The sequence below is a fragment of the Agathobaculum sp. NTUH-O15-33 genome, assembly GCF_033193315.1.
Lineage (GTDB): Bacteria > Bacillota > Clostridia > Oscillospirales > Butyricicoccaceae > Agathobaculum > Agathobaculum faecihominis_A.
In genome coordinates this window covers 1,960,667-1,977,330 of record NZ_CP136187.1, presented here as the reverse complement: position 1 = coordinate 1,977,330, position 16,664 = coordinate 1,960,667, and the positions used below count along the sequence as shown (strand labels likewise).

The 16,664-nt window shown below is 55.1% G+C and carries 11 protein-coding genes; all 11 read right to left on the bottom strand.

Features of this window, described 5'->3' with window-relative positions; genetic code table 11:
* Positions 1 to 39: 39 nt before the first annotated feature.
* The 11 genes from groL to RWV98_RS09930 all read right to left on the bottom strand — a co-directional run bounded on the left by groL (position 40) and on the right by RWV98_RS09930 (position 16,658).
* Positions 40 to 1,665: a chaperonin GroEL gene (groL, locus tag RWV98_RS09980; protein ID WP_317865624.1), complete on the bottom strand. Its 1,626-nt coding sequence runs from the start codon at positions 1,663 to 1,665 to the stop codon at positions 40 to 42.
* A gap of 47 nt (positions 1,666 to 1,712) precedes the next feature.
* Positions 1,713 to 1,997: a co-chaperone GroES gene (locus tag RWV98_RS09975; protein ID WP_317865622.1), complete on the bottom strand. Its 285-nt coding sequence runs from the start codon at positions 1,995 to 1,997 to the stop codon at positions 1,713 to 1,715.
* Between the two features lie 164 nt (positions 1,998 to 2,161).
* Positions 2,162 to 3,310 carry a THUMP domain-containing class I SAM-dependent RNA methyltransferase gene (locus tag RWV98_RS09970; protein WP_317865620.1) on the bottom strand — a complete coding sequence of 383 codons (1,149 nt, stop codon included), beginning with the start codon at positions 3,308 to 3,310 and terminating at the stop codon, positions 2,162 to 2,164.
* Between the two features lie 102 nt (positions 3,311 to 3,412).
* Positions 3,413 to 4,981: an oligosaccharide flippase family protein gene (locus RWV98_RS09965; protein ID WP_317865619.1), complete on the bottom strand. Its 1,569-nt coding sequence runs from the start codon at positions 4,979 to 4,981 to the stop codon at positions 3,413 to 3,415.
* Between the two features lie 91 nt (positions 4,982 to 5,072).
* Positions 5,073 to 6,215 (bottom strand): tRNA guanosine(34) transglycosylase Tgt, encoded by a 1,143-nt coding sequence (gene tgt, locus RWV98_RS09960; protein ID WP_317865617.1) that lies wholly within the window; start codon positions 6,213 to 6,215, stop codon positions 5,073 to 5,075.
* Between the two features lie 60 nt (positions 6,216 to 6,275).
* Positions 6,276 to 7,853, bottom strand: coding sequence for an amidohydrolase (locus RWV98_RS09955; protein ID WP_317865615.1), 1,578 nt, complete (start codon positions 7,851 to 7,853; stop codon positions 6,276 to 6,278).
* Between the two features lie 95 nt (positions 7,854 to 7,948).
* On the bottom strand, positions 7,949 to 8,980 hold the full coding sequence (locus RWV98_RS09950; RefSeq protein ID WP_442872114.1) for an NCS2 family permease: 1,032 nt from the start codon (positions 8,978 to 8,980) through the stop codon (positions 7,949 to 7,951).
* A 304-nt stretch (positions 8,981 to 9,284) separates the two neighbouring features.
* On the bottom strand, positions 9,285 to 11,018 hold the full coding sequence (locus RWV98_RS09945) for an adenine deaminase (protein ID WP_317865613.1): 1,734 nt from the start codon (positions 11,016 to 11,018) through the stop codon (positions 9,285 to 9,287).
* A gap of 44 nt (positions 11,019 to 11,062) precedes the next feature.
* Positions 11,063 to 13,177 (bottom strand): GGDEF/HDGYP domain-containing response regulator, encoded by a 2,115-nt coding sequence (locus tag RWV98_RS09940; protein ID WP_317865611.1) that lies wholly within the window; start codon positions 13,175 to 13,177, stop codon positions 11,063 to 11,065.
* Positions 13,178 to 13,195: 18 nt separating this feature from the next.
* On the bottom strand, positions 13,196 to 13,549 hold the full coding sequence (locus RWV98_RS09935) for an Hpt domain-containing protein (RefSeq protein ID WP_280960619.1): 354 nt from the start codon (positions 13,547 to 13,549) through the stop codon (positions 13,196 to 13,198).
* Between the two features lie 358 nt (positions 13,550 to 13,907).
* Positions 13,908 to 16,658, bottom strand: a complete 2,751-nt coding sequence (locus RWV98_RS09930) for an AAA domain-containing protein (RefSeq protein WP_317865609.1) — start codon at positions 16,656 to 16,658, stop codon at positions 13,908 to 13,910.
* Positions 16,659 to 16,664: the final 6 nt, after the last annotated feature.

The window sequence follows — 16,664 nt, the reverse complement described above, 5'->3', positions numbered from 1 at the left end:
GTTCAATACTGCGCCCCGCTTTAAAAAGCATCTGCTAAATTAATACATGCCGCCCATGTCCGGCATCGGAGCAGCCGGAGCAGCAGGTTCCTTCTTATCGGCGACCAGACTCTCGGTGGTGAGAACCATGGAAGCGACGGAGGCCGCGTTCTGCAGCGCGGAACGGTTTACCTTGGTCGGATCGACGATGCCATTGGCGATCATATCGCCGTAGGTCTCGGTTGCGGCGTCAAAGCCATAGCCGACCTTACCGCAGGTCTTGACCTTATCGACAACGACGGCGCCTTCGATGCCCGCGTTGAAAGCGATCTGCTGGATCGGCGCTTCCAAACCGCGCGCAACGATCTGCATGCCGGTCTTCTCGTCGCCCTCGGCATTTTCAGCCAGCGCGATAACAGCCGGGATCGCGTTGATATAGGACACGCCGCCGCCCGCGACAATGCCCTCTTCCACAGCGGCGCGGGTCGCGTTGAGAGCGTCCTCGATGCGCAGCTTCTTTTCCTTCATTTCGGTCTCGGTAGCGGCGCCGACCTTGATGACGGCTACGCCGCCGGCCAGCTTGGCCAGACGCTCCTGCAGCTTCTCACGGTCAAAGTCGGAGGTGGTGCGCTCGATCGCATTGCGGATCTCGTTGACGCGCGCCTCGATATCCTTCTTATCGCCCGCGCCGTCAACGATCGTGGTGGTTTCCTTGCTCACCTTGATCTGGCGCGCGGTGCCCAGCATATCCATGGTCGCGTCCTTCAGCTCGATACCGATCTCCTCGGAGATCACGGTGCCGCCGGTCAGAACAGCGATATCCTGCAGCATTTCCTTGCGGCGGTCGCCGAAGCCCGGCGCCTTAACGGCAACGCAGGTGAAGGTGCCGCGCAGACGGTTGACGATCAGGGTGGACAGAGCCTCGCCCTCTACGTCCTCCGCAACGAGCAGCAGCTTCTTGCCGGCCTTGACGATCTGCTCAAGGATCGGAAGCAGCTCCTGAATGTTGGAAAGCTTCTTATCGGTGATGAGAATGAGGGCGTCGTCCAGAACGGCTTCCATCTTCTCGGTATCGGTGCACATATAGGGGGTGATATAGCCGCGGTCGAACTGCATGCCCTCGACTACCTCGGAATAGGTCTCGGCGGTCTTGGATTCCTCGACCGTGATAACGCCATCGGTCGAAACCTTTTCCATCGCCTCAGCGATCAGCTTACCGATCTCCTCGTCGCCGGAAGAAACAGCGCCTACGCGAGCGATATCGCCCGTGCCGTCCACCTTCTTAGAGTGCTCCTGAATCGCCGCAACAGCAGCGTCCACAGCCTTGGCGATGCCGCGGCGCATAACCATCGGGTTGGCGCCCGCCGCCACGTTCTTGAGGCCTTCGTGAACAAACGCCTGCGCCAGTACGGTCGCGGTGGTGGTGCCGTCGCCCGCGACGTCGTTGGTCTTGGTCGCGACTTCCTTGACCAGCTGCGCGCCCATGTTCTCATAGGGATCTTCCAGTTCGATCTCCTTGGCGATGGTCACGCCGTCGTTCGTGATGAGCGGAGAGCCGAACTTCTTGTCCAGCACTACGTTGCGGCCCTTGGGGCCAATGGTCACTTTAACGGTATCGGCGAGCATGTTGATGCCGCGCTCCAGCGCCTTGCGTGCTTCTTCGCCGTAGATCAGTTGCTTAGCCATGATTGCTATTCCTCCTAAAAATCGTATCTTGGTAAAAAGGTGGTCAGTTATTCAACGACTGCAAGGATGTCGCTCTGGCGAACGATGATGTATTCCTCGCCGTCGAGCTTGATCTCAGTTCCGGTGTACTTGCCGGTGATGACCTTCTGGCCCTTCTGGACCTCCATCTTGATCTCCTTGCCATCCACAATGCCGCCGGGGCCAACCTCGATGATTTCCGCAACCTGCGGCTTTTCCTTGGCAGAGCCGGCAAGAATGATTCCGCTGGCCGTGGTCTCCTCCGCCTCGATCATTTTGAGTACGACTCGATCGGTAAGGGGCTTGAGTTTCATAACGGGTTCCTCCTATAAATATAAAAATTAACGAAGTGAGTTTTAGCACTCGTTTAGCAAGAGTGCTAACATGAGTATTATATTACACCACTGCATGCGATTCTGCAAGAGTTTTTTTGGAAATTTCCCCACGAAATTTATGAATTTTTTGTGAATCGCCCGAATTATCCAACGTCGGTTTTAGCAGCCGGCCTTGGCGAGTGCTTAAAATACATATATAGGTCGCATTTGATCATGCCGTTATAGAGTTTGCGCCGCTTATCGGCCTTCTTGCCGTAGAAATGCTCAAACTGCGCGTCCGAACTGAGCACATACTGCTTCATGGGCGACGCGGACACCGCTTTGCCAAAAGCGGCGTAAAGCTGCTCGGCCCGCTCGATATCGAGCAGGCGCTCGCCGTAGGGCGGGTTGGCGAATAGAATGCCGCCCTGCGAATAGTCGCGTTTCGCGGCGTCCGCCTGTTCAAACCACACGGTGTGGCCGACGCCCGCCTTGCGCGCGTTAGCCATGGAAAGCGCGACGCAGGCGGGGTCGATATCGCTGCCCACGATCGAAAAACGCGCGCCCGCTATCGCCTCGTCCACTGCCTGTTGCCGCGCTCTTTGCCAAACCGCCGGATCGAGCACCGGCCATGTTTCCGCTTCAAACGTGCGCATCAGCCCGGGCGCGCGGCGGCAGGCGATCAGCCCCGCTTCGATGGCGATCGTACCCGAGCCGCAAAAAGGATCCAGAAACGGTTCCCTGCCCCGCCACCGCGCGAGCTTTACCATGGCGGCCGCGAGCGTTTCCCGCAGCGGGGCCGCGTTCGCCTCGGCCCGGTAGCCGCGCTTGTGCAGGCCCGCGCCCGAGGTATCGAGAAACAGCTCGGCCTTGTCGTGCATGATGGAGAACTGGATCTGATGCCTTGCGCCGCTCTCTTCAAACCAGCTTTGGCCGTAGGCCTGCCGCAGGCGCTCTGCCACGGCTTTTTTGATGATCTTCTGGCAATCCGGGATCGAATGCAGCGCAGAGTCGAGGCTGTGCCCCTTTACCGGAAACGCGCCGTCTTTCGGGATAAACTGCTCCCACGGCAGCGCGCGCACTCCTTCAAAGAGCGCGTCAAAGCTTCCTGCAGGAAATACGCCGAGTCGAATCAGCACGCGCTCGGCGCAGCGCAGGTTCAAATTGGCCCAAGCAAGCGTATGCTCATCTCCGGTAAACAGCACGCGGCCGTTTTCCGCCGTTACATCGGTAAGCTTTCCATTAAAGCGCAGTTCATCCGCTACGATCCCTTCCAGCCCAAACAGCGTAGGGCAGCACATCGTCAATTCCATTAATTCTTTTCCTCTTTTCCAATCCAAAAAAACAGCTCTTGCCGCGCCCGCGGTCAAGAGCCGTACACTTGTTTAACATAATATCGGTTTTGTCTCCGCTTGTCAAGGCCGCCCGCGCATCGACAGAACGCCGGTGGAAGTTTCAATTCGCCGGCCGAGATAGGTCATCAGCCGCACGCCGCACAGACGCAGCACCAACAGATAGACCGCGACGGCGCCTAGCGCCGTGCACAATAATGCGGGTACCGCATCCGATACAAACGGGCGAACGAGGCGGTAACAGACCTGTGTCCAATAAAACAGCGTCAGCGCACACAAAACGGGTACGCCGAAACGACGCAGGGGCCGCAGCGGAAAGCGCGTGTGCCGGTGCAGCACCGCGAGGTTGACCACGAACGCCGCTATGGCTGAAAGCAGCATCGCAAGCAGGTAGCCGTAAATGCCGAGTGTCGGCCGCGCCGCCCATCGGTACATGACGGCAAGCTGCATCAGTTCGGACAGGATCGCGGTGGCGACATTGATGTGCTGTAAACCGAGCGCGTTGAGCAAGCTGCCCGAAGCCATCTGGTAATAGCTTGCCACCGCCACCGCGCCGAGCAGCATCACATAGTGAGTGGACAGCGGCTGGCCGAAAATCAATTCGGATAGTCTGGGCGCCATCGGCACAAGCACCGCCGTTGCCGGCAGCGCGATCAGGCCGACGGTCGAGATCGTCCGGCCGACCAGCGAACGCATGCGCTTTTCGTTTCCAACTGCCTGCGCCGCCGTGATAGCGGGCAGCAGCGCCGTGCACACCGAGCTCACGAGCGCCACCGGCAGCAGGATGAGCGGCATCGCCATACCGGAAACGACACCGAGCGCGGAAAGCGCCTGACCGTAGGTAAGCCCCGCGGCCATGAGGCGCTGCGGGAGCAGTACCGCACCCGCAGAGGAAAGCAGGTTGCTTGCCAGCGCGGATACCGATAACGGCAGCGCAATGGCGAAAAACTGGCCGCCAAGCACCCGGTCTACCGGCAGCGGCCGCGCCGGCGCGCGTAGCTGCTTTTTATACAGCGTGGTCAAAAAAACCGCGCTGAAGATCTCACTTACGACCATGCCCACGAAAATCAGCATCGCGATAACGCCATAATCCTCGCCATGGTAGCGCGAAAGCAAAAAATAAACCGCGAGGATGCGTATCAACTGCTCCCCTACCTCGGATACCGCGGAGAACTGCATCTGTTCCAATCCGATGCAAAAGGATTTAAAAATATTTTCAATGCCGGTAAGCGCCAAACAGAGCAGCAAAAACGGCAGCGCCATCGCACATCGCTCATCGCCCAAAAGGTCGGCCGCGATTTTGGTGCGCAGCGGCAAAACAAGGACCGCGCACGTGCAGAACATGGTGCCGAACGACACAAAGGATAAACGCAAAATGGCGGGCAGCTTGCCGCGTTCCCGCCGCGCCGCGCTCGCCGCGGAAAGGCGCGAGCATGCCATCGTCACCCCGGAAAGGCAGCCCGCGTTGAGCACCAAATAGGCGGAATTGACCAGCCGGTACACGCCCAGACCTTCCGCGCCCGCGTAGTGGCTGAGCAGGACGCGGTATAAAAAACCCAGCGCTTGCAGCACTATATTACCGCAGGCCAGCACGCTGGCCGCGTATAAAATTGTCTTTTTTCGTATCCGCACTGCACGACCCCATTTCCCTCTACAGGGTATGCGGTCCGCAGAAATAACAGAACGGGAACGCCCAAATTGGCGTTCCCGGGTTTTGGGGTATTTAAATGCGCTTTGCCATTTTCTCGCTGTTGGCCGCACGATACGCGCCAAAGGCGCCGTTATCCAAAGCCTCGCGAATCTCTTCCATCAGGTGGTTGTAGAACCAAAGGTTATGCGTTACCAGCAGACGCTGGGACAGCATTTCGCCTGCTTTGAGCAAATGGCGCAGGTAAGCACGGCTGAACCTACGGCAAGTCGGGCACTGGCACCCCTCTTCAATCGGTCGGTCGTCCGTCTGATACTTGGCGTTCATAATGTTCAAAATGCCGTCATGCGTAAACAGATGGCCGTGACGCGCGTTGCGCGTCGGCATGACACAGTCGAAGAAGTCGATACCGCGCGCGACGCCCTCGATGATGTTGGACGGCGTACCAACGCCCATCAGGTACCGCGGCTTGTGTTGTGGCGCGTGCGGCAGAGTCACGTCAAGGATATGGTACATCACATCGGTCGATTCTCCGACCGCCAGACCGCCGATCGCGTAGCCTGGCAGGTCGAGCGTAGCGATCTCCTGCATATGCTCGGCGCGCAGGTCGTCATACGTGCCGCCCTGATTGATGCCAAACAGCAGCTGATGGGGGTTGACCGTTTCAGGCAGGCTGTTCAGCCGTTCCAGCTCCTCCTTACAGCGGCGCAGCCAGCGCGTCGTGCGGTCAATCGAAGCCTTGACATATTCGCGCGGCGCGGGATTTTCAATGCACTCATCAAAGGCCATGGCAATGTCCGAGCCAAGGTTCGACTGGATGCGCATGCTCTCCTCCGGGCCCATAAAGATTTTGCGTCCATCCACGTGGGAATGGAAATAAACGCCCTCTTCCTTGATCTTACGCAGTGTGGCGAGTGAGAAAACCTGAAAACCGCCCGAATCGGTCAGCATCGGCCCATCCCAACGCATAAAACGGTGCAGACCGCCCATCTGCCGCACGATCTGGTCGCCCGGCCGCACGTGCAAATGGTAGGTATTGGACAGCTCAATCTGACAGCCGACCTCTTTCAGGTCGAACGCGTCGAGCGCGCCCTTGATCGCTCCCTGCGTGCCGACGTTCATAAAAACCGGCGTTTGCACCTCGCCGTGCGCGGTCATAAAGCGGCCGCGACGCGCCTGCTCCTCGGTTTTTAACAATTCAAATGTTCCGATCTCCATAATTCCCTCGCTCTGCAAAATTCATAATTGCAGTTATTCTATCACAAATACACGGGGGATTCAACTATCCGCAGCATAAATCGTCTCGCCGTCCTTGATGGTCTCGACAACACGTACGCCGCGCAGGTCCTCCGGCGGTACTGCCAGCGGATCTTGATCGAGCACGACCAGATCGGCCCGTTTGCCCACGGCGATACTGCCCTTTTCGTTTTCCTCAAAGTACTGATAAGCGGCGTTCACCGTCACCGCGCGCAGCGCTTCATATACGGGGATGCGCTCGTTTTCGCCGAGCAGCACGCCGGCCTTGATGCGGCGCGCAGCCGCGCACCAGATCGTTTCCAGCATGTCCGGCTCGATCACCGGCGTATCCTGATGAAACGTGAAACAAATATTTTTATGCAGCGCCGACCCCGCCGGGCTGATCAGCTTTGCACGATCGACGCCGAAATTTTTGATATGCGTATCGCCCCAATGATATACATGCGCGACAAAAAAGGAAGGAATGACGGAAAGCGCACGCACCTCGTCCAGCTGGTCTGGTCCCAATAGCTGCGCGTGAATCATCACCGGACGAATCGCCGCAAGGTCGGCGCCCTGCCCCGCAGCCTCGCGGCAAAGCCGCAAGTACTGCGCCGCCGCCGCGTCCCCGTTGCAATGGGCCAGCAGCTGCATGCCGTCCTTCAGCGCCCGCTGCAAATACCGCCGCGCCTCATCATCCGTCAATGTGGGATAGCCGCAGCCTCCGCCCACGTAAGGCGTGCGCATCCAAGCCGTCCGCCCCTGCGGCGAGCCGTCCAGAAACATCTTATAGCCGCCGATCTTAAAATGACCCACATACGTGCGGAGGTGCGCGCGGAACGCATCGAGCAAGCGCTCGCCCCCGGCCGCGTCCACATAGCCGATCAGATCAAGGCGCAGCAGTCCGGCATCCAGCATCGCGCGCAGCATCGGCTCCATCAAATCAACCATCATGCCCTCCTGCACGGTTGTGATCCCGTGGGAAGCGTATTTTTGCTGCGCCAGCCGGTAAGCGTCTAAAAGCGCTGCCGGTTCCGGCGTGGGTACCTGCTTTAAATACTGGAGGAATGCGGTCTCTTCCATATAGCCGGTCAAACGTCCATCCTTCTTTTGGATCAGTCCGCCCGGCGGCGGTATTGTCTCGTCCGTAACGCCAAGCCTTTGAAGCGCCAGCGTATTGAACACACCCACATGCCCGGACCTGTGCTGCAATACAAGCGGATTCACCGGCGCCACACGGTCCAGCGTGTCGAGGTTCGGGTGCAATCCATCAGCAAGCTGGTTATGATCGTACCCGCGCGCGGTCACCCATTCTCCGGGCGCAAGTCGGCGTTCCTTGATGAACGCGGAAACACGCTCCGCGATTTCCTCTATGGTCACGCATTCCTCAAGCGGTACTTGCAGTAAGGCGTTCGCCGCGGCGGAAAAGTGGCTATGCGCGTCAATGAAAGCGGGCAGCAGAGCTTTGCCTTTTAAATCCATAGTTTCGTGCGGCGCAACGCGCGGCGCGCTTCGCTTGGTGCCCACATAGCGGATGCGTCCATCCTCCACAAGCACCGCTTCCGCTATCTCTCCGTTTTCCATGGTCAGGATCGTTCCGTTTAGATAAAGCCGCTTCATGCAGTTCCCTCCTATCTTTATCAGTTTGCGCAGCATGGGTGCGCTTCAATCAAAAAGGCTGCCCCGCATGCTTTCGGAGCAGCCCTTCAAACCAATTATAAGATGGTCCAGAAATACAGCAGGCACACCGCGATCAGCACGTACATAACCTTCGGGATCTCGCGGATACGGCCGGCGGCCAGCTTGAGGATCAGATAGATCGGCAGCGCCACGCAGATGCCGTTTGCAATATTGTTCGCAAAGACGGTGAACGCCACACAGATAAACGCCGGAAAGCTCTCGGTATAATCGGAGAAATCGACGTTTCTGAGCGCGCTCATCATGCCGACGCCGATGATGATCAGCGCAGGCGCCGTCGCGGCCGAAGGGATCATCAGCGCAATCGGCGTGAGCAGCAGCGTAAACGCAAAGCATACCGCGGTGGACACGGCGGTAAGACCAGTCTTGCCGCCCGCCTCGACGCCCGCGGAGGACTCAAGATAGGTGGTCATACAGGGCATACAGAACGCAGAGCCGATCACGGTCGAGACCGCGTCTACCTTGAACACACGATCGATACCGGGCAGGTTGCCGTCCTTATCCAGATAGCCCGCCTTGCCGCCCACACCGATCGCCGTGCCAAAGGTCGAAAAGAAATCGGGCACGAACAGTGCAATCAGGAACGGGATATAGGCGAAGCGCAGCGCGCCGAGCAGATCAATGTTCAAAAAGTTGCCGAGCGGGTTGCCGGGCGCGGTGAACAGCGTTTCCGGCAGCTTGGTGATGCCCATCGGAATACCGATCAGCGTGGTGACCAAAATAGAAACGATCATATAGCCCGGCACCTTCATAGTTTTGGTGACAAGGATTAAAATAAAGCCAATGAGCGCCAAAACCACGGTCGGGCTGGCCAGCTCGCCCCAGCCCAGATTATTCTTGCCTTCTACCGCGATAATGAGCTTGGCGTTCTTGCAGCCGAGCAGCGCGATGAACAGGCCGATACCCGCGCTGACCGCGTGCTTGAGGCTGGGTGGGATCGCCTTGACGACCGCGTCGCGCAGGCCAATATAGGAGATGACGACAAAAATCATGCCGCTCCAGAAAATGACGCCCGCCGTTACCGCCGGAGAAACACCGTCGTTCGCCATCATACCCACCACAATGCCGACGCTGCCAAGAGCCTGGCGCGAGGGCGAAGGGACGGTTGGTGACAAGCGCCATTGCCACAGTGGTCAAAATAATAAGCAAGATCATCGAAGTTAGGATAACCCCGCGATCCATACCAGCATTGCCCATCATATTCGGTATCGTGCCCAGCACGTACGCCATCGTGACAAAAGTAGTGATGCCCGCCACGATCTCGGTGCGCACACTCGTCTTGTATTCGCTAAGGTGGAACCGCTTTTCCATCCAGTTATTCATAAAAAAATCCCCCTATTTTTATGTCTTCAATCAAACGCTGTCAACAAACAGCGGCACGATCTGCGCCGCCTTGACATCGATCAGGCCTTTATCCGTCAGCTTGAGCGCCGGACTGACCGGCAGCGTGATCGTGCCGAACGACATGATCGGGTTGTAATGCCGGTAGCCGAGCGCGGTCATGGCCGCGCGCACGCGGCCTAGGGCCGCGCCGACCTCTTCCGCCGGACGGTCGGACAAAATACCGCCGACACCCAGCTTAAGCTCGGCCAGTATCTCCCCCTCCTCGGCGCAGACGAAGCCGCCTTGCAGCGCGATAACGCGATTGACCGCCGCCGTTAAATCGCGCGCCGTTGCGCCGGCCGCGAGCAGGTTGTGGCAATCGTGCGCATAGCTGGTCGCGACCGCGCCGCGCTTATGGCAGTCGCCCGTCATAAAGCCGTAGCCGATCCCGCCGTTTTTTCCGTACCGTTCCAGCACGACCGCGAGCAACAGGCCGCTCCCCTCCCACTGCACCAGACCGTTCTGCACGGGGAGTTCAAAAATGCGCTCTTCCGTCCGTGTACTGCCGTCCCGCACCTCGATGGCGCGAACGCGTACCGTGCCCTGCCATACCGGTGCCTGCATCGCAAAGCGCTGCTCCGTCTGCGGCGTTAAATGGATGCTACTGTAGTACGGCGCGCTAAACGCCTTTGTATTCGCCGGCTTGTGACTGGCCGACCCCTTTTTATAAATGCATTTGCCGCCGCGAAAAGTCGCCTGTACCTCAAAGCGTGCAAGGTCGGAGAGCAGTACGAAATCCGCACGCTTGCCCGGGTCGAGCGCGCCCCGGTCGAGCAGGTTCATGCGCCGCGCCGGCGTAAAGGTCGCGTTATAGATCGCCTGCGCCGGCGCAAGGCCGAGCGCGACCGCCTGACGCACCAGCGCGTCCAGATGGCCTTCCTCCACCAGCTTGTCCGCCATGACGTCGTCGGTGACAAAGCAAAAGTATTCGTACAAATTATTTTCTCGGATGAGCGTAAGCACCTCTGTAGACAGCGTCTTTTGCTGGATCTCCACGAACATACCGCCCTCGAAGCGGGCCCTGAGCTCCTCCACGCTGTGCTCGGTATGGTCGCCGTTGATGCCAAGAAACAAAAACTCAGCCAGATCGGCCCCCATAAGCGCCGGACAGTGGCCCTCAATCGGAAAAATCGTATCCCCGGCGCGCAGCTTTTTCAGAAACTTTGTGATCTCCAAATCGTTTTCGCGTATGATCTGGCGGTAATTCATCACCTCGCCGACACAAGCGACAGCAGGGTCGCCGTACAGCGCTTCCATATCCGCGCAGCCAATCTCCCCGCCCGTCGTTTCGAGACGGGACGAGGTGGAAGGCACGCAGCTCGGTATGCCGTACCGCACATCGATAGGCGCGCCGCGTCCCGCTTCGATCATTTCGGTCACACCGTTAAGGCCGCCCACGTTCGCCATTTCGTGCGGCTCGGATACGATCGTGGTCACGCCGCACTGCGCCAGCCTTTCACAAAAGGCCGCGGGCGTCATCATCGAGCTTTCAATGTGCATATGGATATCGATCAGACCGGGCACCATATAGGCCCCGCCTCCGTCGATCTCTTCGGCCGCTTCGTAGCACTGCTCTTCCGCGCGGTCGACATATAAGATCTTGCCGTCCCTAATGTATACATCGGCGCGGTCAAAGGTTTTAAAATAGCTGTTCAGCACCGATGCGTGCCGGACGCACAAATCGGCTTTTCGTTTTTCGGCCATGCCTCACACCTCTTTCCCGTTATCGTGTTCCGTTTGTCGCCGCCTTATTCGCGCTTATCGCTGTCCGGCTCGGAAAGAACGGTGCGAAAGCCCGCCGTTTTCGCGTTGCGGTCATAAAAAGCGTAGCGGTTTTTGCCCGCGTTTTTCGCGCTGTAAAGAGCCTGATCCGCGCAGTCGATCGCAGCATCGTAATCCGCGCCGTCCTCAGGACAGAGCGCGATGCCCACGCTGCCCGAGACCGAAGCCGCGCGCACTTCCGGAAGGCGGACCTCCTGAAACATCCGGCAAATATCCTGCGCCTTGCGTTCCAGCAGGCTCCGATCGTTTTGGCCGTGCAGGAACACCGCGAACTCATCCCCGCCGATCCGACCAACCAGATCGTCATGCCGGAACATCGCTTTAAGTCCGCTGCCGATCTGCTGCAGAACGCGGTCTCCGTTGGCATGGCCGAAGCGGTCGTTGATGCCTTTGAAATCGTCCACATCGATAAAAAACACCGCGCCGACCTCGCCCTCGGCCATGCGTTTGACCGCCGAGCGGTTATAAAGGCCGGTTAGCGGATCGGTCTCCGCCCGCCGCCGCAGCCGCGCGTTTTCCAGCTTGGTTTCGTTTACATTGGTCAGCTTGCCGATCAGGTTGGAGCACGAATCGCTTTCATCCGCCATATAGATGCCGTTAATCCAAATTTCAAACCATTCGTATTCCCCGGTGTTGGTCTTGATCCGCAGCTCAAATTTCCGCACGTTGTCGGCGGGCGTCAGCTGGGCCAGCTTTTCCTCAATGATCTTTTTATCCGCTTCGTAGATCATGGTGGAGTTGCACAGCGTTTCGCGCGCGTGCATCATACGGAAGCTTTCGTTAAAAACAGAAACAAACTTTTCTGAAAATTGCAGCACGTCGGTGCTGACGTCGTAGTCAAAGGTGATCTCGCCCGAAAGCTCGGCCAGCACGTGATACTTTTCACGCTCCAATTCCAAAAGGCGCAGGGTGCGTTCGGTCAGTGTGGCCGGGCCCGAAGGCGTGGGCGGCTGCTGGGATACCAGCTCGGATTCGAGCGACACCGAGCCGTCGCCAGCCGAACGGGCCGGCACAACGGTGATTTCACGCAGTTTGTCGGACGCCTGCAAAAAACAGTCGAGCAGCTGCGGGTTGAACGAGCCGCATTCGCCGTTCAGGATCATGGATACCGCGCTGCTGTGTGTGTACGGCGGCTTATAGACGCGCTCGTTGGTCAGCGCCTCATACACATCGGCCAATGATACGACCTGCGCCCAGATCGTGATCTCGCTCCCCTGCAGCCCGTCGGGATATCCGCGACCGTCCCACCGTTCATGGTGGTGGCGGCAGATCTCGTAACAGTACTGGTAAAACTCATCGTTTTGCAGATGGCCGAGATCGAGTCGCTGCAAAATTTCACAGCCCTTGATGGTGTGAGACTTCATCACCTCGAACTCTTTTTCGGTCAGCTTGCCGGGCTTTAAAAGCACCGAGTCCGGTATGGCGATCTTACCGATATCATGCAGGGCCGAAGCGTCGGTGATCAGGCTGATTTGCGCGTCGGTAAAGCGGTATTCCTCATACTGCGCGGACAGCGCTTCCAGCAGCACGCGCGTGATCTGCCGGATGCGGCGGATATGAGAGCCGGATTCGCCGTTTCGGAACTCGACCACGGTGGACAGCGTATCGATCACGAACGCGCTGGTGCGCGCCAGCTTCTTCGCCTGTTCCTCCAGCGCGGCGTACTGCTCCTGCAGCTTGCTTTCCAAATGTCGCTTATGTTCGTACAGCTCCATGACGTTTTCAACGCGGCGGCTGACGATCTCCGGATTGAACGGCTTGTTGACAATATCGGCCACGCCTAGGTTGTAGCCCTTCAGCGCGGTGCTCTCGCTGCTTTCCGCCGTAATCAGGATGACGGGGATACGCTCCAGCGCGGCGTTGCCCTGCATGCGGCGCAACACCTCGATTCCGTCCATCACCGGCATGACGACGTCGAGCAGCACGATCGAAAGCTCCTCCTGATGCTGCTTGATGACGCGCAGCGCTTCTTCTCCGTTCTCCGCCTCCAAAATGGCATAGGTGTGCTGGAATAGCTCGCAGAGGATGGCTCGGTTAAGCTCGACGTCGTCAACAATCAGTATCGTCTTCTGTTTAGCCAAAACGCTCATCTTCTCTCCTTAGTCGATCAGGTCGATCAGGCTCAAAAGCTTTTGATATTCCTCTTGCACCGCCTGAAAAAGCCGGCGGACCTGTTCCGCGTCCTTCTGTTCACGTATAGCTGACACCAACGCGGCGCTATTGTCGCTCAGCTTTTGGAAACCCAAATTTGCCGCCGTCCCTTTTAGCGTATGGGCGCTTGTTTCAATCCGCTCGACATCCCCGGCGGCAACGGCGTCGCGCAACTGCTGATAAGTGGGATCCTGCGCAAACTTTTTCACAAATCGATTCAGCAGCGCGGCGTTTCCGACAAAACGGTGCAGCGTGGTTTCCACATCCACGCCGGCCTGTTGTAATACGGTAAATAACTCCATGACGATCGCTCCTTTCCGCACACAACCCGCCAAGACACACCACGGCCAGCCGTGTACAGAGCTTTTTGCGCCTGCCGATCTCTAGAACGGCAGCAAAGCTCGTTATTACCTTATATTATCATCCCCACACGAAATAATCAACCGAACGCCTCCATGTTTTTGTCGCTTTTCCGTGGATTATGCACAAAAAGAAAGAAACGCCCCCTTGCTGCACGGGCGTTTCTTTCTTTTTTAAGCATCTTCCCAGTGTCTTTAGTACAAAAGCATGGCTATCTGCCTTATCTCAAACACAAACTTCTTCCCTGTTTTCCGATGTTCTCTTTTGATACATTCTCCAATCAATGATTATCTGCTACTATCAGGCGATACAATCTCTCAACGCATTGCGAATTTTTTCATCTTCCCCGCTACCATTCGTCGGCAGCCGCAAAACCCGAATTCCGTATTTTTTTAAAATATTGTCCTTCAGCTCATCTCTTATTAACTGATCCGGTTTATTTTCATGGAACGCAAAGCCATCCACTTCAATGACGAGAACACAAGTTTTATCTTGCTTATAAAACACAACAAAGTCCAGTGATGCTCTGTTATTGACATATCTCAATTCATCTGGCGTTAATAATCCTGTATCATGGAGCAAATTTCGCAGCAGAACCTGCTGCGTATAACTGAATCGATGAAATTCTTCTTTGCTGAGGATATCCTCTAACAGCACGCGGAGAGCCTCTTCCGATTGGTATGGCGCGCTAGACTTCATTTTGGCTTTGAGCCGAAGCAGCTTACTTGAGTACTTCTGATACAGTAGATCAAAAATAGAAACAACCTGACTTTCAATCACGTTTTCATCCAATGTGCTGTATTGTATATACCGGATCAGGTCACCAATATCCTTTCCTTTTTTATAAAACAAGTCATGATCTGTCACCAGAATAAACTGACGAATGGCCCTAGAAACAGCAACATTGATCATTTGAGGGTCATCCACAAAATTTAAACTATATTCGCCTCTGGTTCCGGACAGAACCGTGGACATTATCATGGTATCTTTTTCACGCCCTTGATATTTATGTACAGTATCGCTTTGAACACCACCTGAAATTATTCTCCCAGCTTCATCCGCCTGCTTTCGATACGGGGTTACAATTCCGATAGATCCCTGATCCATTGCAAACTCTGGCGCAGTCAAAACCTCCTGAATAATAACATCAAGTTCTCTCTGATTATATATACCCTTTTGGTTTCCCTGCGTCACCTGACGCATATGATTGCCCTCTACCGTTCGATAGAGCACCAGAGGATGCTCCGACAAACTTGTCTCTGTGAACGGTATCAGTTCACCATCATAATATTTCTGATTGCAAAATTCAATAATTCGAGGATGACAGCGATAATGCTCCCGTAATATTTCACGCGGCAGTTGATCTCCATATAGGTTTATGGCTGAGGACAGGATACTGTGGGCGAAATAATCATAAATAGGAGTAGCAGCCTCCGTTTTTAGCTTGGTTTTGATTTTATCATTGGTAATTTGGGGTAGTTGCTTTGTGTCGCCTACAATGATGACATTCCGGCAACAGGAAAGGGCCAATACACCTGTAATTAAATCGACTTGAGATGCTTCATCTATGATCACATAATCTAAAAGGTAGTTTTGCGGAATCGATAACCGCAGGGCATGTGTCGTGCTAAGAATGACGGGGAAAGTTTTAATAAATTCCTGAAAGCGAAATTTAAAATTCTTTTTCGAAAAGTTGGGCGGCGCCATCTTTCCATGACTCTCATTGAGGCATTTGCGAAAGAATTTCTCTGAAAGCTGCTGATGATCCTTTAGCAAATCTTCAAAGCAGGCTCCTTCCAGCTGATGATTATAATCGATAATTTCTTTTTCCAATTTACTTATTTGCTTTTTATAAAACGCTTTCTGCAATCCTAGCAAAACTGACGTCTCATGCTGCCGCAACACTTTTTGATTCCAAATACCATACTTAATCAGCAGCTTTAACTTATAGAATATTTTATCTGATTGCTGACGCTCTTGCGCCAGAGTCGTTTCCGCCAGAAATGAAATTATCTGATCTGGATTCGCCTTTAGAAGCGGTAGTTTTGCGATTTCCTCAACAGCCTGCCGATCATAGTAAATCTCAAAGTGTTCCTGTTCAAGTCTCCAGCCCAATAATTCCTGCTTGAGCTGGGCTCTCTTTCGGTCTGCTTGCAGTAAATGATCTAATTTCACATTCATAGATGCAAGCTGCTCCATCAATGCTTTCTTCTCTTCTTTGCAATCCCATTCTTTTACCTGTGCAGCTGGCATATCTGCAAAAAAAGCGTCCTGATTCTCACTCTTTCCAAGCATAGCGGTCAAGAACCCGTATCCACCTTTTGAAAGCTTTTCAATGACGTTTTTGACCGCTTCATTGTTATTTGATACGACACCGACACTTTTTTTCTGAACAGCTATGAGGTTAGCAATAATATTCAAAATTGTCTGCGTTTTGCCTGTGCCGGGAGGTCCTTCGATTACAGAAACGGAATGTGCGAGGGCATTCTCCAAGGCCTTCTTTTGACTCAAATTAAACCGAAACGGGAATATAACGCCGTCCATTTCAGGAGTTCTTTCCTGAATCGGCAACCGATTCAAATAACAGCTTAAAACGCTTTCAGGATGAACGAAAGTAAGCTTATCCATTTCACGCTTTAGAAATGCGTTTTCTTCTTTCGCTTTTGACGTGTACTGAGAGATATCTTTCAAGTAGTTTAAAATACTCGCTGCATCGTTATTGCAAGCACTGTTTTCTACTAAACAAAACGCGCTCGGAAGTACGGTTTCCGCTATGCCGCGGTATCCAATTATCCGAATCCGCGCCCCAAAGTTAAGGATAGCCTGCGGTTCAAAAACCGGCATACCGTCGACAAAAGCAACGCATTCGTTTAATTCAATAACCTTGGGATTCTCGAGCTTTTGAACACGGCTGCAAGAATAAGGATACACTTTTTCCCCTTTGAAATAACTGATTAGCATTTTATTGCTTTTTGCATCATGTTGAATTACGCGGATTTCATGTGTTTTATCTTGTCCATCTACAAGCACCATGATTTCTTTCAAATTCATATGACA